This window comes from Paenibacillus sp. MT86 (genome assembly GCF_058792535.1).
Genome location: NZ_CM179499.1, coordinates 3,946,132 through 3,968,073, shown reverse-complemented (window position 1 = coordinate 3,968,073; position 21,942 = coordinate 3,946,132). Strand labels below are relative to the sequence as shown.

Annotated in this window: 14 protein-coding genes; 12 read left to right on the top strand and 2 right to left on the bottom strand. The window is 49.5% G+C overall.

The window, feature by feature from the left end:
• Positions 1 to 14: 14 nt before the first annotated feature.
• Together AC3RCL_RS17465 and AC3RCL_RS17460 are read left to right on the top strand one after the other, a co-directional pair.
• Positions 15 to 3,746, top strand: coding sequence for a non-ribosomal peptide synthetase family protein (locus AC3RCL_RS17465; protein WP_492530998.1), 3,732 nt, complete (start codon positions 15 to 17; stop codon positions 3,744 to 3,746).
• A gap of 155 nt (positions 3,747 to 3,901) precedes the next feature.
• A complete protein-coding gene (locus tag AC3RCL_RS17460; RefSeq protein ID WP_015734929.1) occupies positions 3,902 to 4,579 on the top strand; it encodes a serine/threonine protein kinase in 678 nt (225 codons plus the stop codon).
• A gap of 147 nt (positions 4,580 to 4,726) precedes the next feature.
• Here the strand turns inward: AC3RCL_RS17460 and glsA are convergent, their stop codons facing one another.
• Positions 4,727 to 5,668, bottom strand: coding sequence for a glutaminase A (gene glsA / locus AC3RCL_RS17455; protein WP_015734930.1), 942 nt, complete (start codon positions 5,666 to 5,668; stop codon positions 4,727 to 4,729).
• Between the two features lie 528 nt (positions 5,669 to 6,196).
• Here glsA and AC3RCL_RS17450 point away from each other — a divergent pair.
• Both AC3RCL_RS17450 and AC3RCL_RS17445 read left to right on the top strand, forming a co-directional pair.
• On the top strand, positions 6,197 to 6,547 hold the full coding sequence (locus AC3RCL_RS17450; RefSeq protein WP_015734931.1) for a DUF2512 family protein: 351 nt from the start codon (positions 6,197 to 6,199) through the stop codon (positions 6,545 to 6,547).
• Between the two features lie 203 nt (positions 6,548 to 6,750).
• A complete protein-coding gene (locus tag AC3RCL_RS17445) occupies positions 6,751 to 7,209 on the top strand; it encodes a hypothetical protein (protein WP_015734932.1) in 459 nt (152 codons plus the stop codon).
• A gap of 88 nt (positions 7,210 to 7,297) precedes the next feature.
• On the opposite strand, the gene AC3RCL_RS17440 is transcribed toward AC3RCL_RS17445, so the two are convergent.
• Entirely contained in the window at positions 7,298 to 9,094 is a 1,797-nt protein-coding gene (locus tag AC3RCL_RS17440; protein WP_492530994.1) for a hypothetical protein, read from the bottom strand.
• Positions 9,095 to 9,579: 485 nt separating this feature from the next.
• Between AC3RCL_RS17440 and AC3RCL_RS17435 the strand changes: the two genes are divergently transcribed.
• The 8 genes from AC3RCL_RS17435 to AC3RCL_RS17400 all read left to right on the top strand — a co-directional run bounded on the left by AC3RCL_RS17435 (position 9,580) and on the right by AC3RCL_RS17400 (position 21,828).
• Complete coding sequence (locus AC3RCL_RS17435; protein ID WP_009592953.1) at positions 9,580 to 9,993, top strand: YugN-like family protein; 414 nt, start codon at positions 9,580 to 9,582, stop codon at positions 9,991 to 9,993.
• 267 nt (positions 9,994 to 10,260) lie between these two features.
• On the top strand, positions 10,261 to 13,725 hold the full coding sequence (locus tag AC3RCL_RS17430; protein ID WP_492530991.1) for a glycoside hydrolase family 2 TIM barrel-domain containing protein: 3,465 nt from the start codon (positions 10,261 to 10,263) through the stop codon (positions 13,723 to 13,725).
• 152 nt (positions 13,726 to 13,877) lie between these two features.
• Positions 13,878 to 14,654, top strand: coding sequence for an alpha/beta hydrolase (locus AC3RCL_RS17425; protein ID WP_492530990.1), 777 nt, complete (start codon positions 13,878 to 13,880; stop codon positions 14,652 to 14,654).
• 97 nt (positions 14,655 to 14,751) lie between these two features.
• Positions 14,752 to 17,136 carry a polyprenyl synthetase family protein gene (locus AC3RCL_RS17420; protein WP_492530988.1) on the top strand — a complete coding sequence of 795 codons (2,385 nt, stop codon included), beginning with the start codon at positions 14,752 to 14,754 and terminating at the stop codon, positions 17,134 to 17,136.
• A 138-nt stretch (positions 17,137 to 17,274) separates the two neighbouring features.
• Positions 17,275 to 18,069 carry a DUF2935 domain-containing protein gene (locus tag AC3RCL_RS17415; protein WP_492530986.1) on the top strand — a complete coding sequence of 265 codons (795 nt, stop codon included), beginning with the start codon at positions 17,275 to 17,277 and terminating at the stop codon, positions 18,067 to 18,069.
• Positions 18,070 to 18,381: 312 nt separating this feature from the next.
• Positions 18,382 to 19,725, top strand: coding sequence for a helix-turn-helix domain-containing protein (locus AC3RCL_RS17410; protein ID WP_492530984.1), 1,344 nt, complete (start codon positions 18,382 to 18,384; stop codon positions 19,723 to 19,725).
• A 15-nt stretch (positions 19,726 to 19,740) separates the two neighbouring features.
• Positions 19,741 to 20,244, top strand: a complete 504-nt coding sequence (locus tag AC3RCL_RS17405; protein ID WP_249732698.1) for a VOC family protein — start codon at positions 19,741 to 19,743, stop codon at positions 20,242 to 20,244.
• 351 nt (positions 20,245 to 20,595) lie between these two features.
• A complete protein-coding gene (locus AC3RCL_RS17400) occupies positions 20,596 to 21,828 on the top strand; it encodes an RICIN domain-containing protein (RefSeq protein ID WP_486047804.1) in 1,233 nt (410 codons plus the stop codon).
• Positions 21,829 to 21,942 lie beyond the last annotated feature (114 nt).

Sequence of the window (21,942 nt, the reverse complement as noted above, 5' to 3'; positions counted from 1 at the left end):
TGGAGCTGAAACCTTTGAATACTACGTTGATGATCGAACAAGGCAAAGAATATTGGTTGAATGAACTGCAGCTACCTTTACCGGGATTCTATCTGTACACCGATGGTCCAGCGCATCTTCAGCATCAAGATTTCGATCGCATGGCGATTCCCCTTCGTATCGAAACCGGTAAAATCCAGCGGTTCCGCGAAGCGTATAACATCAAGTCATGGATGCTGACAAGCTATGCGGTGTTTCTGTACCGCATGACGCACGATTCGGATTTGCTGATCGGCGTGAACAATGAGAAGGGCAATTTGCTTCCGCTAAGAGTGAGCATAAGCGAAAATGATTCATTTGCTCGTTTGTATGAGCAAATTTCGGCCAAGATGGAGCAGATTGAAGCAAGCATCCTTTCCCTTTCTGACATCGAAGGTTTTATCGGTCAGCCGCTCCATCTGCGGACGATTTACGGCCGGAACGGCAACGGCTATGCCTACGGTGAAAGCGGGCTGAACTGGGTGGTTCAGGAGGAGGAAAGGGATCAATGGACACTTTATGTTTCCTATGCCCAGCCATTGTTCAAAGAAGAAACGATTGAAAAATTCAGCAGGCACTTCGAGCTGCTTGCGGCAGCCGCTCTTGAACATCAGGAGATGCCGGTTAGCCGTCTGCCTATGCTGACGGAAGAGGACCGGAATGCCTATGCAACCCTTAACGACACGAAGATGGAGCTTCCGGAAGATCCGACGCTTGTGGCGATGTTCGCTGCGGTTGTGGAGAAATATCCGAAGCGAATTGCATTATCTTCCGGCCAGGAGCAGATCACGTACGAACAGCTTGACAGGCAGTCGAACCAAATTTCCCATATGCTCATAGCCAAGGGGCTGCGCAAAGGCCAGTTCGTTTCGATATTTATGAAGAGGGGCCTCGATACGATTATCAGCATGCTCGGCGTCCTCAAAGCCGGGGGAGCCTATATCCCGCTGGATCCTTCCCATCCGGATGAACGAAATGCCTATATTATCGAGGATACGGCATCAAACATCATTCTGACGCATCCGGATTTCACGGCGAAACTGAATGGACTATTGGCCCAAGTCCAAACCAAACCGGAATATTACTGTCTCGATGACCATGTCGATTCCTATCCGGCAGAAGCTTGCGGCGTGGGCGTGACGGGCGATGATCTGGCTTACATCATTTATACGTCCGGTTCTACAGGCAAACCGAAGGGCGCATTGATCGCCCATCAAGGCGTCGTGAATCTGGCAATCGCCAATCGGGAGAATTTGCAGATGAGCGAACAGGATATTATTCTTCAATATTCCACATTCAGCTTTGATGCTTCCGTTTACGATATATTCGGCTCACTGGCTTGCGGCTCGCGTCTGCATCTCCTATCGGATGAGCAGCGCTTCTCCATAGACGCCTTTACGGAAGCGGTGGCAGACACCAACGCAACGCGCGTCGCGATATTGCCTACGGTATTCTTCAATCAATTGGCAGCGTATTTGCCAATGGAGGACACACACAAATACCGTAACATCAAAACGATCGTGGTCGGCGGGGAAGCTTTGGCGGGAGAAACCGTTCGCATGTTCCGGAAGAAGCTTCCGATTCCAATCGTGAACCTTTACGGCCCTACCGAAACGACCGTCGTAGCAACAGGGCATGTCGTGGATTATCCGATTTCGGAGGATCTGGCCACCGTGTATATCGGCACGCCTTTTGCCAACTATGAATTGTATATCGTAAACGAACATGATGAATTATGTCCGACTTGCGTAACGGGGGAATTGCTCATCTGTTCGGTAGGCGTAGCCAAGGGATATTTGAATCAGCCCGAGAAGACCAGGGAAGCCTTCATTCCGGATCCGATAATGCCCGAATCAGGCAAACAGTACTACCGTTCGGGCGACTTGGTGCGGCTGCTGCCGAACGGGCAGGTGGAATACCGGGGAAGAAAAGATTCACAGGTGAAAATCAGAGGCTTCCGGATTGAGATCGGGGAGATCGAGGACAATCTGGCAAAGCATGAATGCGTGAAGGATATCGCGGTCATTCCGAGAACGGATGAGGACGGAAGCAAAATGCTGGCGGCATTCTACACGTCCCATGATGGACAGGCCGTCCCCGCCAAGGAATTGGTACAATTCTTAAGCCGGAAAGTGCCGAGTTACATGGTTCCTAAATACATCTGTTTCGTGGAAGAAATGCCGTTGTCCCCGACGGGTAAAATAGACCGCAAGAAGCTGGCTATATACGACCTGTCGATGGAGGCGGAAGAGGATAACTCCCGATACGAAGCCCCGGTTAACGATACCCAACGGGATATCGGCGCAGCTTGGGAAAAAGCGCTGGGACAAACCAAAATCGGCATCCACGACGATTTCTTCGATATTGGCGGCTATTCGCTGAAAATCCTGGAGATTCTGGTCCTCCTTAAGCCTCGATATCCGCAGTTGAAGATCAATGATTTCTTTGTATTTCCAACCATAGCGAAACTAGCGGAGAGAGTTGCGGAATTAAGCAGCCAGGATATCCTCGTCGATCCATTGGTTGAACGGGATCTGCCGATTCAGGATTTGGCGGAGTATCCGATCTCTTTTCCTGTCAATCATGCTTCGGAACAAACGGTGTATACCCAGCAGCATATTTTGCTAACCGGCGCAACGGGGTATTTGGGATCTCATTTGCTGCACGAACTGCTGTATCAATCCACCGCAACCGTATATTGCCTGGTTCGGCCGTCAAAGCTGATGGAGCCGTATATCCGCCTGGAGCAGGTCATGACGGGATATTTCGGCGAAGACATACAGCCTCGAATGGACAAGCGGGTGATCGCGATTCAGGGCGACTTGGAGCAGGAGTCTCTGGGGCTTGGGGCAGAAGACCTCGCCCTGATTGAAGCGCGCATCGATTCCATCATCCATTGCGGAGCTGAGGTGAAGCATTTCGGGGATGCCGACTATTTTGCCCGAGTTAATGTTGAGAGCACGGACAGACTACTAGCTTTGGCCCAAAAGAAACCTAATACCCGTTTCCATTTTATATCTACGCTTGGCATTCCGGAGGACCTGGCGCTGGGCGGCCAATGGGAGGCGATCGTTGCCGGAGCGGGATACGAGGAGTCTTCCATTGAGAATGTCTATACGAACAGCAAGCTGGAAGCCGAGAAGCTGGTCATCAAAGCCGGTAAGGAACGAGGCATTCCGGCAGCGGTATACCGGGTCGGCAATTTGTCCTGTCACTCCGAGAACGGAATATTTCAGAAGAACATAGACAACAACGCGTTTTATCGCATGCTGAAAGCGATGGTGCTGTTGAAGAAAGCGCCTAGCGTGAAGTGGCAAGTGGATATTACGCCGATTAACTATGCGGGGGAAGCGATTACTGCGCTGCTGCTTCAGCAAGAGACCGTCGGTCGAGTATTCCATATTTGCAATCCGGTTGCCATTCCTTACGAGGACATGGTGGAGCATTTTAAAGATTATGGATATGACATTGCCTTGATGGACTGGAAGGAATACGAGGCATGGTTATTGGATCCGCAGCAGCCGAAGAACAAGGAAGGCCTGGAGCTGGCCATGGCACAGTTTGAAGGCGACGGGGCGAAGAATTCCGTTTACCGGTATACTTGTCCTCAAACTTCGGAGTTCCTCCGCAACACGGGCGTGAAATGCGCTTTGCCGGACAAGCCGTTTTTTGAAAAGATGATGGATTATGCCGCTGGCATTGGATATTTCGTGAAGCCTGAGTATTGATATTCAGGTTAGCAAGCAAGAAACCGCGAATGCTTTCGCGGTTTTTTTGTAATTTTTTGTGCGTATGGTACGGCAAGTCGGCAAAGATGTTTTTAGGGCTCGATTATGGTACGATCATACTGAATTAAGTCCATAATCACCAAATGAGGTGGCCCATGAATAACGAACAATGGAAGCAGGCAGAAACCGCGCTGGCTTGCATGGAAGTGATCAAGAATGGCACCAACGACCCGGTAACGATTGAAGGCGAATCGGATGACCTGCGCTGTGTCGGAATCGGTACGGATGCTGCGGTATTCGTCTATGAACCTATGCCGGCATATGCATATAAATTGTATGCTGTGGAGGCGCTGCCCAAGAAGGAAGCGGAGATCAAGGTCTATCAAGAGCTGATGGGCAGTCCTTATTTTCCTGTATTTTATGGGACAGGCGAGCGTTATGTGGCGATCAGCCATGAATCCGGATTAACCTTGTACGATTGCTTGCTCTATGGTGTGCCCGTTCCTAGGCAGGTCATAGAGGATGTCGAAGCAGCACGCTCCTTTGTGCGTAGCAAGGGCTTGAACCCGCGGGACATTCATTTGAAGAATGTACTGCTGCAGGACGGCAGAGGGAAAGTGCTCGATGTATCCGAGTATGTTCAGGATGGCAACGACAAACGATGGGAGCATCTCGTGTGGGCTTACGACAATGTATATCCGCTGCTTGAGGGTAAGAAGCTGCCGCTCTGGGTATTGGAAGCCGTGAAGAACGGATATTACCGTCTTGATCCATCCAGCGTGAACATGCAGGAATTCGCGGATCGGATCGGCAGATTGTTTTTCAGAAAATAGCAGTTGGATTCATACGAAGATGGCAGGAGGGTTTGACCGAAGAGAGGCGGACACTTCCTTATGTTATGTTGTCGTTATTATATTTGAGAAAAATGCTGCGAATCAATCCCCCTTAAGCATATGCTCTTGCTTCAGGGGGATTTTTACTTAGAACATACTCCAATCCATCTCCCGGGACAAGGTTTGCAGGAGATGCACGCCGGCATAACTGTTCCCTTTATCATTCAGTGCCGGGCCTACCACGCCGATGCCGTAACGTCCCGGTACTAATGTTAATATGCCTCCTGAAACGCCGCTTTTGGCCGGCAATCCTACCTGAATGGCAAATTCGCCCGACGCGTTGTACATCCCGCATGTCGTCATGAACGTCTTGGCGATTTGAACATACCTGCGAGGAATGAGCGTTTTGCCGGTTAGCGGATCCAAACCGCTGCAGGCCAGGACCAAGCCCATCCGGGCTAAATCGGCACAATCCACAACAATGGAGCAGTGCCTGAAGTATACCTCCAACACCTCTTCAACATCTCCGCTGAGAACCCCGTTTTCTTTCAAAAAGAACGCTATGGAACGATTTAAATTTCCGGTATCCGATTCCGAGCGGTAAACGCCCATATCATAATCCAAGTCGGCGTTCCCGGATAGCTCTTTAAGAAACTGAAGAATTCTGCTTGACTTCTCGTACGGGCTGCTTCCGTTAATCAAGGAAGAAACGGTAATCGCGCCTGCATTAATCATCGGATTGAAGGGAATGCCGGGCCGAACCAGCTCCAGCTTCAGCATGGAATTGAAGTTGTCTCCGGTGGGCTCCATGCCAACCTTGCCAAAAACGGTTTCCTCTCCATTGTCCATCAGTGCCAGGATCAGCGTGAATACCTTGGAGATGCTTTGCATCGTAAAGCGAAGCCCGCAGTCCCCGGCTGTGACGGATTCTCCCTGAGCGCTTAGAAGGGTAATGCCCAAGGCATCATATGGAGCTTTGGACAGTTCGGGAATGTAAGAGGCGACTTTACCTCTGTCTGAGCATGGCGAACTTGCTTTCAGCCAGTCCGGCAGCCGCTGCCGGATGGCTTCGAGGTCGGGAGATGTCATCGTTTATACCCCTCCATGGATACATATTGATGAGTCCGAGTCGTTACTGCTGTTTTGTTAAGCTTTATGTAAGGTTCGTATAAAAATCGTGTAAGGTTCGGCTAGAAATCCATCTTGAGTTTCGCATCCGCAAAAATTCACAAATTACTTTTTATATTTCGCCTCGATGATTAGTAGTATCGTCAATTACTTCACATTTGTTTCAGTGAAATACGATAGGCGATACAGTCCGCCGCGGAGGGACTCAACAAAAAACAGTTCGGACACAAATCAGACTGATGTTATTATATGAAAACTTTCTGATGGGCATGCTTGTTTCACTGCTAGCCGGTATTGCGATGTTGGCCAAGGTATGATAGCTGAGAGCATAGAGACAGAGGCTATCCTTTTCAGATAGGGATCGAGTTGGTCGTTATGCGGACGATGGCCAAAGTATCCCGCGGCTCGTCAAATCCCTAACGGGCGGGAATAACCCGGAGTAATCATAGCAGAAGCTGGATACACTACCGTAAAAGGAGTGTATATGTTATGAAACTGCTTGTTAAGTTATTGGTGCATGGGGTTATGATTACGGCACTGTTGGTTTCCCTAACCGATGCTTCTTTCATCGGGGCTGTATCAACATCAGTGGGGATCGCCATCATTGCTTACTTGGTAGGGGATTTATTTATTCTGCCTCGCACCAGCAATATGATCGCCACGATAGCGGATGCCGGCTTGGTATTTGTCATGCTGTGGATCATCGGCGCCGTTGCCAACTGGACCATTGATTTCTCGGAGATTCTGCTGCTAGCAGTACTTGCGGGGGCATTTGAGTATTTCTTTCATAGCTGGATCAGGGGCGAGCATCTTCTTAACAAAAAACAGCGAGCCTCGTAACTGCGCATTGCGTAATGAATCACGGACGTGCGCTTCTATAAGCAATATCACTTTAGCCTGAGTAATCAGGCTTTTTTTATTCTCTGAGTCTTGGACCAGCTGCCGTGGCATTGTGACAAATATTATTTCTTAATCAGAGAAGAGGGAATAGATTCGATGTAGGCGACCTTCGAATCTTAAAGAGAATTGAGGCATGTTAGGAGATGGTCAATATCAAAGGAAAGCGATCCCATGCCTTGATTGGCCTTCAAGCATTCTTGGCGATCGGCGCGTTGGCAGGGGGAACGATGCTTATAACGGATCCTAGTGGTGAACTCATTGGGATGCCCAGCTCATTATTGAAGGACTCTTTCTTTCCTGATTATTTAATTCCAGGCATTCTTTTATTCTGCGTGTTTGGCATCCTGCCTCTGATCACGGCTTCCGGACTGATTCTAAAGTGGGAGTGGGACGCAGCTCAAAGATTCAATATTTTCAAAGAAAAGCATTGGTCCTGGACCTTTTCTTTATATTCGGGTTTTGAGTTAATCATCTGGATTATGGTTCAGGTGTATATCCTGGATTCCGTTTCCTTCATACATCTGGTATATGCCATGCTTGGTTTGATGATCCAGATGGCCACGATACTACCATCCGTACAAGCAAAATATACGATGCAATGAAGAGAGTAAGTCACACCGGCTGAAACGTCAATGAAATAACCCCATCGCTCCTTTATGAGCAATGGGGTTATGTTCTTTCTCTTACATTTTACGGCTTCGCGCTTTTCCAATACGCATAAGCATGCACGACGCTGCCGGTAAAGGAAGGCGAATCCTTTAATAAAGCAGGCAGCTTGGCAAGCTCTTCCTCCATATAGGCGGCACCTTCTTCGTGGAAGGTGATATGATCGCCTTCATGACTGGCTTTGATCTCTACCGATATCTTGATGGGCTTGCCCAGCTCATCGGCAAATGCAATCTCTTCCTTGGAAACCCCGACGATGCCGTTGGATCCCTCCGCTACATCCCGGAAGGCCATGAGGGAAACATGGTCCATACGATTGATCATCCACTTGCTGAGCGACATGTCTTCGCCGGTGACTTTATATTTATCCAGCCACACGGCCATATCCATGCTGGCTTCCAATGAAGAATCCTTTTTCAATTCCGTAACGAATGCATCCAGATTCGCGGTCCATTCTGAAATAACCTGCTGCGAATCCTCTTTCCATGCCGGCAGCACGTAGGGCTCAATGTCCAGGTGAATGCCGTGGAAACGCTCATCGCCTTCAACGGCGCGATTGTAGCTCTTCACATAATTGACGAGCCGCATCATTCTCGGCCGGTTCTCCTCAAGGGCCCATATCGGATGCCCGCCCATGGCATGAACCTCGATTCCTGCCGCAGCCGCTTGTTTAACAAACGACGAGTACGAGCTGTACGGCTGTTCCAGATCAAGGCGTACATATAGCCAGTTCAATTTCTTCTCTTTGGCAAAATCAAGAATTTCCTGACTGTTTTGAACGACTTCATGGGCTTCCCATATATAAGTGCCTCTTACCATAGGATCCCTCGTCACCGGATCCGCATCCGGCACGCGATCGCCTTCACCGGGTTCTGGATCTGGATTCGGCTCCGGGGCCGGTGATGGGGAAACGGGATCCGTGCTTCCAGGGGGGACGATCTCATCAGCAGACATGCTTTGCCAGTTGCGAATATCGTGGATTGCGACACCGGCAAAGGATGGGTAAGAACCGAGCGCACTGGAGAGATGATCCAATTTTTGATTCAACTTGTCCTTCCCGTGTCCATAAAAGGTGGTATAAGACTCGCCTGGCATCTCCTTGGTATTAACTCCGATCAGGATCTGTTTCCCAAGCCTGTCGGCAAGCTCAAGCTCAGCCCGCGTCAAGTCCAGGATCCCATGCTCGGATTCCACTTCATTCCGGTAAGCCATGACGGTAACATGGTCAAACGCACCGATCAGCCATTCATTAAGTCCGGTTCCATCCGCCAAGGCGTATTGGTCAAACCAGAAAGGAATATCGATCCCGAGCTCGAGTCCCTTTCCGGAAGCTAGGCTCAGGAACGCCTTAAGATTTTGTTCCCAGGCGGTGATGATTTGGTCCTGTTCAGTTTGCCACTTGGCAAGCACATACGGTTCTACATCCAGATGAATCCCGTCGAATCGAGCACCTGCCGCAACCTTGCCGTTATAGTCAATTACCCAATCAGCGAGACCAAGCATGTCATCGAGATGTTCGGTGAGCGCCCATCTAGGGTCTCCGCCCAAGGCATGGACCGCGATTTGGTCCTCATGCGCACGCTCTATAAACGCCTCGTATATCTCCGACGACAGCTGACGATCGATCTGCAAGTAGATCAGATTAATGCCTTCTTCGCGGGAAAAATCAAGCAGCTCTTCGCCGCCATCCCGTATCAGGTCCGTCTGCCATATCCAAGTCGCTTTTTTTGAATTATTTTCGCCGTAAGCCGGGGTATGCAGCCCCACCAGAAGCATAACAACCAAGAGACTAGCAAGCTTCTGGTAACCTTTCACTTTCATGTTTTCCCTCCGTTTCTCTGCGAGAACTCCACGTATTCTCTGTTTAGTAAACGGGGTTATTATAGCATTGATAGTTCAAAAAAAGATGAGCCCAAGTTCTTACGGGACATTATAGACACCAATCAATCGAACGGGTGATCGGTATAAAAGGAACTAGATACAAAATGGAATAATATAACTAAATGACATAAATTATATGAATATGAACAAGAATAAGGCTAACAGCTCAGGAAGAAAGTTGCGTTTTTGGCGCTTGGTTGGTCCAGTGTCACTGTTTTGGGAAAGGTCAGCATTATATTTAATAGCTGCGATCCAGAATGGGAGAGCTATGTCATCATGACTAGTAATTTAAGACAGTGGGCAAGCATAAGCGATTTCAGCACCCGAACACAATCGGTCATCAGGATACCGCAAGCAGCAGCGAACCGTATAAAGGCGGGAGTTCACGTCCATCCTAGAACTAAAATGTGAAGGTGGGCGTTAACATGATTAATTTGGAATCGCGACTGGAGAATATGGAGGATCGTTTCGTAAACATCGATACTTATCTATGCAAACACGATTTTACGTTAGCCAGCAATTGGGATTACAAGCATGGCTATTTGGATAGGAGATTGGATCAGGAGCGGATGGTGTGGCTTCGCATTCCCTTTCACGTAACCAAGGGCAGCTTGGATGGCGAATGCGGCGGATGCCATGCAACGATCAAGCTTGGCCGACCATTTGTCTTCAGGCATATATATAATAAGGGGACCGATAAGCATGCGAGACCACGTTTATTGGGAGCTCTCTTCGATCAATTCCAGTCGCCGATCGACCCTGACGCCTCGGTGGACGATATGTGGGTTGAACAAGCGAGAAAAGTCTTGGACGAGGTGGAGACGGGGTATTTGCATTAACATTAAGATATCCTAAGAGATTCGGGACGCTTGGTCTCTTTTGGCACATCTGCAATATAATGAAGCAAGGGCTCTGATGCATGCTGCATGCGAAGGGCTCTTTTTTTTGTCCAGTGCAAGAATATACATAAATTAAAGATCATCCTTTGAAAACCTTAGAACTTTTTTGAAGAAGGCTCAAATGATAAAGCATCCTGATATAGTAAGATTGACTGAATTTGCGGTCCCGCATTGATTAATAAATAAACGAAGAAGGTGATATCACCCATGAATAAAAGAGCTTTATTTAATGATGGATGGACGTTTGCAAAAAGCGGTTTGGACGTTGAAGATTCGGAGAATCTACAATTTCAGCCTGTTGATCTTCCTCATGATTGGCTCATACATAACATGGAGGATTTATACGAGAACAGCATTGGCTGGTACCGGAAGGAATGGTTGCGGAATAATGACGGCGGTCAGGTCTTCCTCTGTTTTGACGGTGTGTACATGGATTCTTCCGTCTATGTCAATGGTCGTCCTATGGGCGAATGGAAGTATGGCTATTCTTCATTTGAACACGAGATAACGGAGGCGCTCCGGGACGGTGAGAATGTCATCGTCGTAAAGGTTGTGCATCAAAGCCCGAACAGCCGATGGTACTCCGGGGCAGGCATTTATCGGAATGTATGGTTAAAGACAAGGGAATCCAACCACATCGTCACGGACGGCGTTTATATAGCGACTAAGCATCAGGAAGATGGATGGCTGGTTGAAGTCGAGACGGAAATGAAGGTCGTGGATGATGTGCTGATCAAGCATGTGATTTTGAAGGATGGACAGATCATCGCCGAGGCTTCTGACCGGGTCGACGCCAATCACACGTGCAGCAGTGCAGGCAGCATCCTGAATACGCAAACATTAGCTGTCAAGGATCCGCTGCTCTGGAGTCCGGAAGAACCTAATTTGTATCAATTGGTAACCGAAATGAAGCTGAGCGGAACCAAGCGTTCCGCAGTTTCGCAGTATGCAATCTTGGAAGCCGTCACTCATAACGTGGGATTCCGACACATTCGGCTGGATCCTCATCAAGGGTTCCTGCTGAACGGCAGCAAATTCAAATTGAACGGCGTATGCGAGCATCATGATCTCGGCGCTTTGGGAGCAGCCTTTAACAAAACCGCATTGGCGAGAAGGTTTAAAATTCTGAAAGAAATGGGGGTTAACGCGATTCGCACCGCCCATAATATGCCGGCTAAGGAGCTGATGGAGCTTGCGGATGAAATGGGGCTGCTGATTGTATCGGAAGCCTTCGATATGTGGGAGCGGCCGAAAACGCCTTATGATTATGCCAGGTTCTTTCGGGAATGGGTTCAGCGTGACGTGAAGAGCTGGGTCAAACGGGACCGCAACCATCCGAGCCTTATCATGTGGAGCATCGGGAATGAGATATATGATACTCATGCGGACGAGAGGGGCCAGGACATCACAAGAATGCTGATGGATGAGGTTTATACATACGATCCTAAGCAAAATGCAAAGGTTACCATTGGATCGAATTATATGCCTTGGGAGAACGCGCAGCAATGTGCCGATATCGTGAAGGTAGCAGGATATAACTATGCCGAGAAATATTACGAGAACCATCACCGGGAACATCCGGATTGGATCATATATGGCAGTGAGACCGCGTCCGTCGTACAAAGCAGAGGCATCTACCATTTCCCGTTCGAAAAATCCATCCTGGCCGATGATGACGAGCAGTGTTCCTCCCTCGGCAACAGCTCGACTAGCTGGGGAGCGAAATCGGCGGAGGCATGCATCCTGGCTGAACGGGATACGCCCTTCTCGCTCGGTCAATTCATATGGACAGGGTTCGATTATATTGGTGAGCCTACGCCGTACCATACTAAAAACTCCTATTTCGGACAGATTGATACGGCAACCTTTAAAAAGGACTCCTATTATATCTATCAAGCCGCTTGGACGGATTACAAAACGAAGCCCATGGTGCATCTGCTGCCCTATTGGGATTTCAATGACGGTCAGATGATAGATGTTCGCATCTGCTCCAATGCGCCAAAAGTAGAATTACGACTCAATGGGGAAACCGTGGGTACGCATGACATTGACCATGCACGAGGAAGAGAGCTGGTTGGGTGGTGGAAGATTCCTTACGTCAAAGGCGAATTAATAGCGATCGCTTATGACGAAACAGGCCGTATCGTAGCCACGGATGCAAAACGATCGTTTGGCGATGCCAAGCGGATCGTCCTGCGTCCGGATAAAGAAGAGCTGAGGGCCGATGGAACAGATCTCATCTTCGTTGAGATCACCATGGAAGATGAGGATGGGCACTCCGTCGAGAATGCCAATAACCGGGTGGAGGTCCATGTCACGGGGGCGGGACGGCTGCTGGGTCTCGATAATGGGGACAGCACGGATTACGATCCGTACAAAGGCCTAAGCAGAAGACTGTTCAGCGGCAAGCTGATGGCGATCATCGGTGCGACATTGGAGCCCGGCGGAATCGGGATCGAGGTGTCCTCCACAGGCATGGAGCGTCAATCCCTTCATTTGACTTCCATACCCGTACAGGATGATGTGACGCAAGGAATATCCGCAAGCATGAGGAATGAAGAGGGACCATGCCTGACAGGAAACAGGGACGAGATTCCGCTTCGCAAGATTGAGCTGATCAGCGATAAGGGTCAGGTCTTTGATCCGGGGAATCGACAAATGACAGTGCGGGCCATATTGCATCCACTGGCAGCTTCTTATCAGGAAGTCGAATGGGCCGTCGTAAACGATGCCGGCATCGAATCCAATATTGCGAGCGTCGAGGCCAATGGCCATGCTGCCATCGTAACAGCCCTTGGCGACGGGGAATTTCGATTAAGATGTACGAGCCGGAACGGGACAGGTAAAACCCGGCTCATCTCCCAGCTTGAATTTAAGGTCGACGGTTTGGGTGCAGCATACAAGGATCCATACTCTTTCATATCTGCTGGATTATATGATTACAGTCAAGGTGAAGTCGGGAACGGAAACGAAAGAGGCGTAGCCACGAGCAGAGACGGCGAGACGCAGGTCGGGTTCCGGGACATCGATTTTGGCCCCCATGGCTCCGATACGATTACCATTCCGATATTTGCTCTTTCAAGCGAAGCGTACGCTTTGCAAATCTGGGAGGGCATGCCTGGCGAAGAGGGCAGCTCCCTGCTGGCCGATTGCATTTATCAGAAGGAGTCCAAATGGAACGTGTATCAGGAAGAAACCTACCGATTGTCCAAGAAGCTGCGCGGCATTACGTCGATTTGCTTTGTCTTTCGCCAGAAGGTGCACATCAAAGGGTTTTATTTTCAACCGGGGAATCGAGCCTTTGAGCCCAACTTTGCCGCCGATTGCGACCGGATTTACGGGGATACCTTTACGGTGTTGGACAACAGGTTTGTTCAAGGGATAGGAAATAACGTCTCCCTCGAGTTTGACGAGATGGATTTTTTAGCCGACGGTGCATCGAAACTGGAGGTGTACGGCAGATCCGCCTTAGATAAAAATACGATTCATATTCGGTTTGCGCATCCGGATGGCGAAAGCAACCGGCTGGTCGAATTTAGGCAAGCCTACGAATATGAAGAGCAGGTATTCGATCTGGAGCCCGTGGCCGGCAAACAGAAGGTGACGTTCATCTTCCTGCCGGGAAGCCAATTTGATTTTGGCTGGTTCCGATTTGTGCGAACAGATTCATAATTTGCGAGATAGACCAAGCTGCCGATCAACTCGGCAGCTTGGTTTCGTTATGAAGGATGTAAGGATTTCCGAACAGGCGCGTAGGAATTTAATTAACCCTACGGTACAATTTGAAATGACATCATATTTGGATTGAAGGGACCGTGATAGACATGAAGCAAACCCATAAACCGAGGAGCAAAAGATGGATCAGGCCATTCGTTTGGATATTGTCCATCTTAGCCATCATTATCATCGCGGGTCTTGCCATACTGGATTCACTTACTTACGAGCCGCTGGATGAAGCGAAAGCGGTATTTCAAAGCGACACGAGGGTAGCGGTTGAACGCATCCAAGACGGCTATCGCTTCGAGCCCGTAAACGGGCAGATGATTCAGCCCGACATTATTTTTTATCCGGGCGGATTGGTGGAGCCCGAAAGTTACGCGCCTTTTGCCAAGAGAATGGCAGAGAAAGGGCATCGCGTGTATGTTGCCTCCATGCCGCTGAATCTTGCCATATTCGGACAGAACAAGGCGGATTCCTTCATAGCGGAGCATCCAGACAACCGATATGTCATCGGCGGACATTCCTTAGGCGGCGTTTTTGCCGCGAGATATGCCAAGGAACATGCGGATGTCATTGAAGGGGTCTATTTCATGGCCTCATACGCTGACGATGGGGGCAATCTGAACGGATTAAACCTGTCCGCGCTTCAGATCACCGGTACGCAGGACGGCGTTCTTGATCGAACGAAATGGGAGGCTGCCCAAAAGAATCTGCCGGACGCTACCACCTATGTAGAGATTGAGGGCGGAAATCACGGGCAATTCGGAGCTTACGGTATGCAAAAAGGAGACCATAAACCCGCTATCACCGATGCCGAGCAGCTGGACGAAGTGTCGGAGGCCATGGGGCGTTGGCTTCAGTCTATGGATGATTCCCTGTAACTGTAACTGAAATGTAACCCGATTGAAACTTCTGCGTATAAAGGTTATAAACATGGATGCATGTTTAACATTTAAAGAAGTTGAGGGATTCCATCATATGAATGTGGCATATACAGATTACGCCGATACGGGATATCGGCAGGCTGAGCAGAAGGCTGCTCAGTATTTTGCATCGCTCCATGTACAGGTAAAGGATAAGAGTTATGTGCCTATCCTGACAGAAGACATTCTAATATGGAAAAGAAAGCATGTTCAACGTCAATCATGGCTGTCCTCTATATTGCCGGCGAAGAAAAAGCCGGATAACCGGGATTATCATAGATACATCGGATGGCTCAATTATACAGGCGAATTGGATGATTATTTGGATCGAAGCATTTCCTATATTTATATGAGGGATCTGGGCATGGCGCTGGATTCCCCTGATACGAAAGAGAGAATACGACGAGTTGTTGCGAATACCCGAAAACTTCTGGTTCGCTCAAACGGAGCAAAAGAGGGAGACACGCCGGATTTTATGAGTCTGGCGGGATTGTACCGTTGGGCGCAAAAGGAAGGCATTGAAACAGCCGTGATTTGGGTCATCAACAAACTGAAGCATGTAGCCTCCCATATCCCGGACAAGATGGATGCAGAGCAAGCCCAGCGCAAATTAATCAAAATTATCGTCGGGGTTGTCATGCATGTTATGGAAGATTTGAATGGCGAAACATCGCCAGCGGAACGCTCAGCGCGTCTTGACGATGCGATCCGGCTGGGTTATTCCTACGGATTAACCTATCCTTTCATAGACGATCTGCTCGATTCAGGGGTCTTGAACGCCCAGGAGAAGGAACAGTACTCCCACATGATACGGCAGGCCCTGCTTACCGGGAAAGTACCGGAACTTGGCCAGTGGAGCGGTAAAAACATGGAGCTCGTTCATTTCGTGCATCAGGAGCTCCGGGATGCATTCGAGTATATTCAAGGGCGGCAGCGCCCGGAAACGCAGCAAACTTTTTTCGAGCAGTCCAACGTGTTTTTTCATTCCCAGCATATTGACCGCATCAAGGACCTTGCGAATCCCGATTATACCAATGAAGAATTATATCTGCCGATCATCTTGAAATCCTCTTCGTCGCGATTAATTGTCCGTTCCGTAATAAGCGCAGCGGCGGATGAAGGCTTCGAGGACCGAACGTTCTATTATGGGATCTACAACCAGTTGGCCGATGATTTTGCCGATATGTTTCAAGACCTGAATGACGGGGCGGTAACACCTTACACTTACTATCTAAAATATCGCGGCCAACGCCAGGACCTCATCAATCCTTTTGAATTATACTTGGCGGTGATTTCCCACCTGATTCATAACGTGTACCATTCGGACGCCAAGACGCGAGAGGTGATGCTCGACCGGGCCATCAATGGACTGAAGCGCTGCAAAGAACGCGTCGGCACCGAGAAATACAATGAAATTATGGATATTTTCGCTTCCGGGAACCCGGAATTCAATCGTCTTATCCAGCACATGGTTTCCAAAGCCGATCAGGTGGATTTCCTTGATAAATTGCTGCGTGATCAGATGGTAACCGTACTTAGAAACGAGCGGAAAGAGAAGGATTATTTTATCGATACGTTTAAATCCGTTCGAGATGAGATTAACCAACATTTGCAAATCGACAAGACTCCCGGCATACCGCCGATGAAAGAGTCGCTGATCGATGCGGCCAATTATTCGCTGGAAGGGGATGGCAAGCGCCTGAGACCCATTCTGACTTGGGTAATGGCCGTGAAGGAATATGGACTGCAGGCATCAGCCATCGTGCCGCTGCTGAGATCGCTTGAATACATGCACACCGCTTCCTTGATATTCGATGATTTGCCTTCCCAGGATAACGCCTCTACTCGTAGAGGGCGGCCGACCTTGCATCAGGTTCACGATAGCGCCACGGCGGAAATTACCGGTTTGTTCCTAATACAGAAAGCGATCGAAGAGCAATCCTCCCTGGAAGGGTTTGACCCGAAAACGGTGTTGAAGCTGATACGGTATTCGTCCCAGCGAGCGGGAGATATGTGTTCCGGCCAGGCGATGGATTTGAATTCAAAAGGAAAGGCCTTGTCCTTGGAGCAGTTGAATACGGTTTGTTACTACAAAACGGGGATCGCGTTCGAGGCATCGCTGGTTATGCCCGCCATTCTGGCTCAGGTGAAGGAGACGGAAATCGCAATCCTGAAGAAATTTGCTTACCACGCAGGCATTGCTTTTCAGATTCAGGATGATTTGCTGGATGTGCAGGGGAACGTGGAGCAGCTTGGCAAACCCGGGGGACAGGATGCGGAGAACAACACCTCGACCTTCGTGAGCATTCTGGGGCAGGAAGGGGCCAGCCGGGAAATGTGGGATCATTATTGCCAGGCGATGGAGGCGCTGCAGGAAATGCCGCGCAATACGGCGTTTCTCAAGCATCTATTGAACTATATGGTTAATCGTGAACGTTAAGATGGTCCCGTAACGCGTAGATTGTCGGTAGTCTAAACGAAGGCAAGCGATTGCTCCGGCTGGAGTCGTCAATCGTTCTACTCCCACGGCAGCTGCATATATTTTCTGAGAATAAAGCTGCCAGAGGAGGCAAGGCCAATGAGTGATCCATTGTATGAGCACCGGTTTTGGCTGCAGATTCTTGGGGACCATTGCCGTTTTATTTTTACTGCGCTGTCGCCTAAGGAAAAGGCGGACATCGCTACCGCAGAATCCTTAATGACCAGATTTGATAGGCTTCTCAGTGAATCTCGGCGACCGGATGCATCTACATTCATCGCTAAACTGAACGAAGAAGCCCTTCGTGCTTCGCAAGAATTGCGCGAATTCAAGCTGAATTTATTAGAACGGCAGCTTGCAGGCACCATAGATTTTCTCCTGACCCCGTCCTTTATCAACCACATGGTAAATGAATTGGAGGAATACCTGCGAATTTTGCAGGCCTTGCAAGAGGGGAAGGGAGTGCCGCTGTTCCATCCTTTGCATTATGATATGGTCTGGCTGCAGGATGCCTTTGGTCATGCGGCAAGTCTGGCCGCCGATCTGGATTTTGCCGAGAAGCCGTTGATTGCCAAAAGCATGGCGTTCCAGAAAGATTTTGAAGGGTTTTATCTGAAGGCTGTTGAAATGACAGGGTACCTGCGGACCCGCCTGAAGGATTTTCCCGCCCTGCGCAAATTTCATGCCGATGTAAACCTGGAAATGAGAGTGTTCATACACTTTCTGTCGGAACTCGAGGAGCTTGAGCTGCGCGGGGAAGTGCTGGACCGGATCAACCCGCTGATGCCGGATCATATGTATCGGGAAGAATGCTATTATCTGTCCAAGCTGGCTGCTCTGGGCGAAGTACAGAGCCCGAACTGCGATCCGACGAAGCCGAGAGTCACAGGTTGATGGATGAAGGATGGGCTCTTTCTCGAGTTAAAAAAGGCAATCTTTACTTTCTTCTCATGGGGCTAAACATTCACTGGAAGAAGGGCCCCGTCGCACTTATGGCGATCTACGGGAGCAGCATCTCCAAGCAAGCCGACCAAGTTAACAATTTGAATGGAAAGCAGTTCTCTTGCTGTCAATGAAGAGGCTGCTTTTTTGATTTTGCCATGACGAGATCGAGTTTTTGATAAAAAAGTACAGTTCGCCTTCGCTGAAATTTGGTATGATGTCTTCATAGGAAGCTACAATCATAAGTGAGAGAAAGGACAAGAAATGCAGACCGGTGAAATCGTTCAACGCGCCATTGATTTTGTCGAAGATCATCTCACGGAACCGCTGGCACTCGAGGAAATTGCCGGCGTGGCAGCCATGTCATTGCCGAATCTCTATCGATTGTTTCACAGTATAACGGGACACCCCGTCAAGGAGTACATACGAAAACGCAGGATCAGCGAAGCTGCCAGCTGTTTGCGCAATACCGACCTGCCGACCATCGATATCGGGTACCGCTGTGGATTTGAGTCCTACCCGGCATTCATGAAAACCTTCAAAAGATGCACAGGTCTAACTCCAGGAGCATACCGGAAAGCTCGGCTGGTCTACAGTTTTGAACGGATGAACCTGAATGAACGGACAACATTCTTGGGAGAGCGGGATGCCTCTGAACGCTTTCCTGAAGTAAGGGTTACCCGTTTGCTTCCCCGGAAAGGGATTGGTTGTCTGTTTGCTGCAGAGCATGAGAAAGGGATAGAAACCGCGGCGATCGAGCATTTCCGGACGCTTATGTCTTCTCACCATATCGATATCCATGAGCTGAGGCTCTTCGGTTGGAACGTGGATCTGGAGGATGAAAGCAAGCCGTTCGGATATCAATTGCTCGCTGTTGACGTGAAGGAGCGTGCCCGGATGATGAATCATCCGGAACTGCAAGCCATCGTTCTTGATGGCGGGCTGTATGCAGTGGTCCGAACGCCATCGGTGGCGGAAGACTGCATTCAGAACACATGGAACCGTTTGTTCTCCGAATGGCTGCCCCGCAGCGTGTTTGAGCAAGGAAAGCATCATTTCATGGAAGAATATGTACTGAACAAGAATCAAATCGTTCGCATGAAGCTTTACCTTCCCGTGGAACGAAGCAAGTTGATGGGAAAGATCGAAATTGTGGAGTTGTCCACGCTTAAGGCGATAGCCTTTCGCAGAAAGGGGCCGGACTGCGTGGAACAAGCGGATGAAGCTTCGATTGCCTGGTTATCGCGTAACGGGTTTAGGGGCGACTCGCGTATTCGCGTATTCATGCGCTGTGACGACGCTCTGCTGAAGCAAAGCTCCGCCTACGAGATTTATATAGTTCCGCCGGAGGAGTTCCTTCCAACCCTTGAAGATAAGGACATGCAGGTTGAGTTGGAAGGCGGTACCTATGCCTGCCTGGAATCAGGTGCTTATGGCGCGATGACAGGCGTACTTCATCGAATTTATCGATGGCTCGATGCTTCAAGCGAGTTTACGCCGGATCCAGAACGCCGGTGGTATGCCAGTTACGACCTGGAGGGGGCGTCAGATGATGGAATGATCCAAGCGAAGTGTTATGTTCCGGTTAAAATCAAGCAGCAGACATAAGAATGGAGGGAGCTCATGAGCAGATGGCCTGTCGGAAAAGAGCTGCCGGAAGGGTATCGACCGTTTAAGGCACCACGCGTGCTAAAGATGATCCAGGGAGGAAAAACCATGAACGAATCCATGCAGAATACGGACAACCATACACAGGCAAGCCCCATTAAGAACAAGGTGGGCAGCATATTCATTCCGGTACGGAATATCGAAGCGTCGCGCAGCTGGTACTGCCGCGTGCTGGGCATCCCAGAGGCCGATTGCCAGATTATGAACGGACATTTATGTCCTTTGCCCATGGAAGGTACGGGCGTGATTCTGGATACGATGCCGAAGTGGGGAGGAGATCAGCCCGAGGGAGCACCGTCTATCGATACTCCCGCCTTCATGCTGATGACAGAGGACCTGGAAGGTTCTTTGGAATATATGAAGAAGCTCGGCGTGGAACTCGTGACGGAAATCGAGCACAACCATTGGTTCGTCGTGAAGGATCCCGATGGGAATAAACTCATGATATGTCGTGAATAAGTTAGAATTTGTACGAGGAAATAGGGAAGTGACAGAAGCCGGCTCTAGCAGCCGGCTTTTTGATATGGAGAGAAGCATAAGGAATTTAATGTAAGAAATAAAATACGAATGTAAAATAATATAAATTTAGGTTGATAGTGGCATACTACAGGAATATAATGGAAATGTAAGCGCATTATTTACGGTGTTTTATAGGAGAACAACAAGTGAATCTTCCATCATAGATTGGTTTAAGGCAAGACGAGAGAACGAGAAAGAGAGGTGATACGAAGCTTCAGTAGACGGTCCGCACGATGCTGGCACACTAGGTATCCATGAAACCTGAATCCGATGAAAATAGGAGGGAACATGATGCTAAGAAAAGGAATATGTGTAGTTCTGCTGTTTAGTCTTCTGGTCGTTCTATTGCCTGTGAACAAAACCAATGCGGCGCCGAACTGGAATTTGGTATGGAGTGACGAGTTTAACGGGACCTCGCTCAACAGATCCAATTGGACGCCGGAAATCGGTACCGGCAGCGGCGGATGGGGAAACAATGAGCTGCAGTATTATACCGATCGCGCACAGAACCTGCAGGTCTCCGGCGGTAACCTTGTCATTACGGCGCAGAAGGAATCCTATGGCGGGATGAATTACACCTCTGCCAGGATCAAAACCCAGGATTTGAAGAGCTTTACTTACGGGAAAGTGGAGGCTCGAATCAAGCTGCCGTCGGGCCAAGGTTTGTGGCCGGCGTTTTGGATGCTCGGAAGCAACATCAGCACGGTCGGCTGGCCGAAGAGCGGAGAGATCGACATTATGGAACGGGTAAATCTGAATCCATACGTGAACGGTACCGTTCACTGGGATGCAGGAGGTCACGCCGAATTCGGTCGGGTATCCGGCAATCTGGATTTTTCCCAGTTCCATGTCTACAGCATTGAGTGGGATTCTAAATACATCCGCTGGTTTGTGGACGGTCAGCAGTTCAATGAATTTTATATTGAGAACGGAACGGGCAATACCGAGGAATTCCAGCGTCCGTTCTTCTTATTGCTGAACTTGGCGGTTGGCGGAAATTGGCCGGGCAGTCCGAACAATTCCACGCCGTTCCCATCGCAGATGCTGGTGGATTACGTACGCGTGTACCAAGACACGGGTGCATCGAATGTCATCAGCGACGGGATTTATACGATCGCTTCCAAGGCGAGCGGCAAAGTGATGGATGTCGTGGATGTGTCCACGGTCAGCGGCGCCAAAATCCAGCAGTGGACCAACTACGTCGCCAATAACCAAAGGTTCCGGGTGGAAAGCACGGGAGACGGATACTACAAACTCACGGCCGTGCACAGCGGCAAAGTTCTCGATGTGCCGAATTCGTCCACTTCCGCCGGCGTTCAGCTGCAGCAATGGAATGATAATGGTACGGATGCACAGCGATGGAGGATCATTGATGTTGGCGGCGGTTATTATAAACTTGTGTCCAAAGCGAGCGGGCTTGCAGTCGATGTAGCCAGTGCCTCCACCGCGGACGGGGCTGCCGTTCAGCAATGGACGGACAATGGCACGGATGCGCAGAAGTGGGCTTTCACCAAAATCAATTAAGCTTGGACAGGCAGTCCCGTTTGGGACCGCCTGTTTCATTTTGGGGAGGGTTGCCTTGGGGCTGCGCCGGCTGACGAGCTGAAGGCATGTCTGGTATAATGATGGGAAAAGTCC

Excerpts from the sequence above, each read along its gene's own strand:
- AC3RCL_RS17460 (WP_015734929.1), top strand. The coding sequence starts at position 3,902 with ATGAATAACGAACAATGGAAGCAGGCAGAAACCGCGCTGGCTTGCATG.
- glsA (WP_015734930.1), bottom strand. The coding sequence starts at position 5,668 with ATGACATCTCCCGACCTCGAAGCCATCCGGCAGCGGCTGCCGGACTGG.
- AC3RCL_RS17450 (WP_015734931.1), top strand. The coding sequence starts at position 6,197 with ATGAAACTGCTTGTTAAGTTATTGGTGCATGGGGTTATGATTACGGCA.
- AC3RCL_RS17445 (WP_015734932.1), top strand. The coding sequence starts at position 6,751 with ATGGTCAATATCAAAGGAAAGCGATCCCATGCCTTGATTGGCCTTCAA.
- AC3RCL_RS17440 (WP_492530994.1), bottom strand. The coding sequence starts at position 9,094 with ATGAAAGTGAAAGGTTACCAGAAGCTTGCTAGTCTCTTGGTTGTTATG.
- AC3RCL_RS17435 (WP_009592953.1), top strand. The coding sequence starts at position 9,580 with ATGATTAATTTGGAATCGCGACTGGAGAATATGGAGGATCGTTTCGTA.
- AC3RCL_RS17430 (WP_492530991.1), top strand. The coding sequence starts at position 10,261 with ATGAATAAAAGAGCTTTATTTAATGATGGATGGACGTTTGCAAAAAGC.
- AC3RCL_RS17425 (WP_492530990.1), top strand. The coding sequence starts at position 13,878 with ATGAAGCAAACCCATAAACCGAGGAGCAAAAGATGGATCAGGCCATTC.
- AC3RCL_RS17420 (WP_492530988.1), top strand. The coding sequence starts at position 14,752 with ATGAATGTGGCATATACAGATTACGCCGATACGGGATATCGGCAGGCT.
- AC3RCL_RS17415 (WP_492530986.1), top strand. The coding sequence starts at position 17,275 with ATGAGTGATCCATTGTATGAGCACCGGTTTTGGCTGCAGATTCTTGGG.
- AC3RCL_RS17410 (WP_492530984.1), top strand. The coding sequence starts at position 18,382 with ATGCAGACCGGTGAAATCGTTCAACGCGCCATTGATTTTGTCGAAGAT.
- AC3RCL_RS17405 (WP_249732698.1), top strand. The coding sequence starts at position 19,741 with ATGAGCAGATGGCCTGTCGGAAAAGAGCTGCCGGAAGGGTATCGACCG.
- AC3RCL_RS17400 (WP_486047804.1), top strand. The coding sequence starts at position 20,596 with ATGCTAAGAAAAGGAATATGTGTAGTTCTGCTGTTTAGTCTTCTGGTC.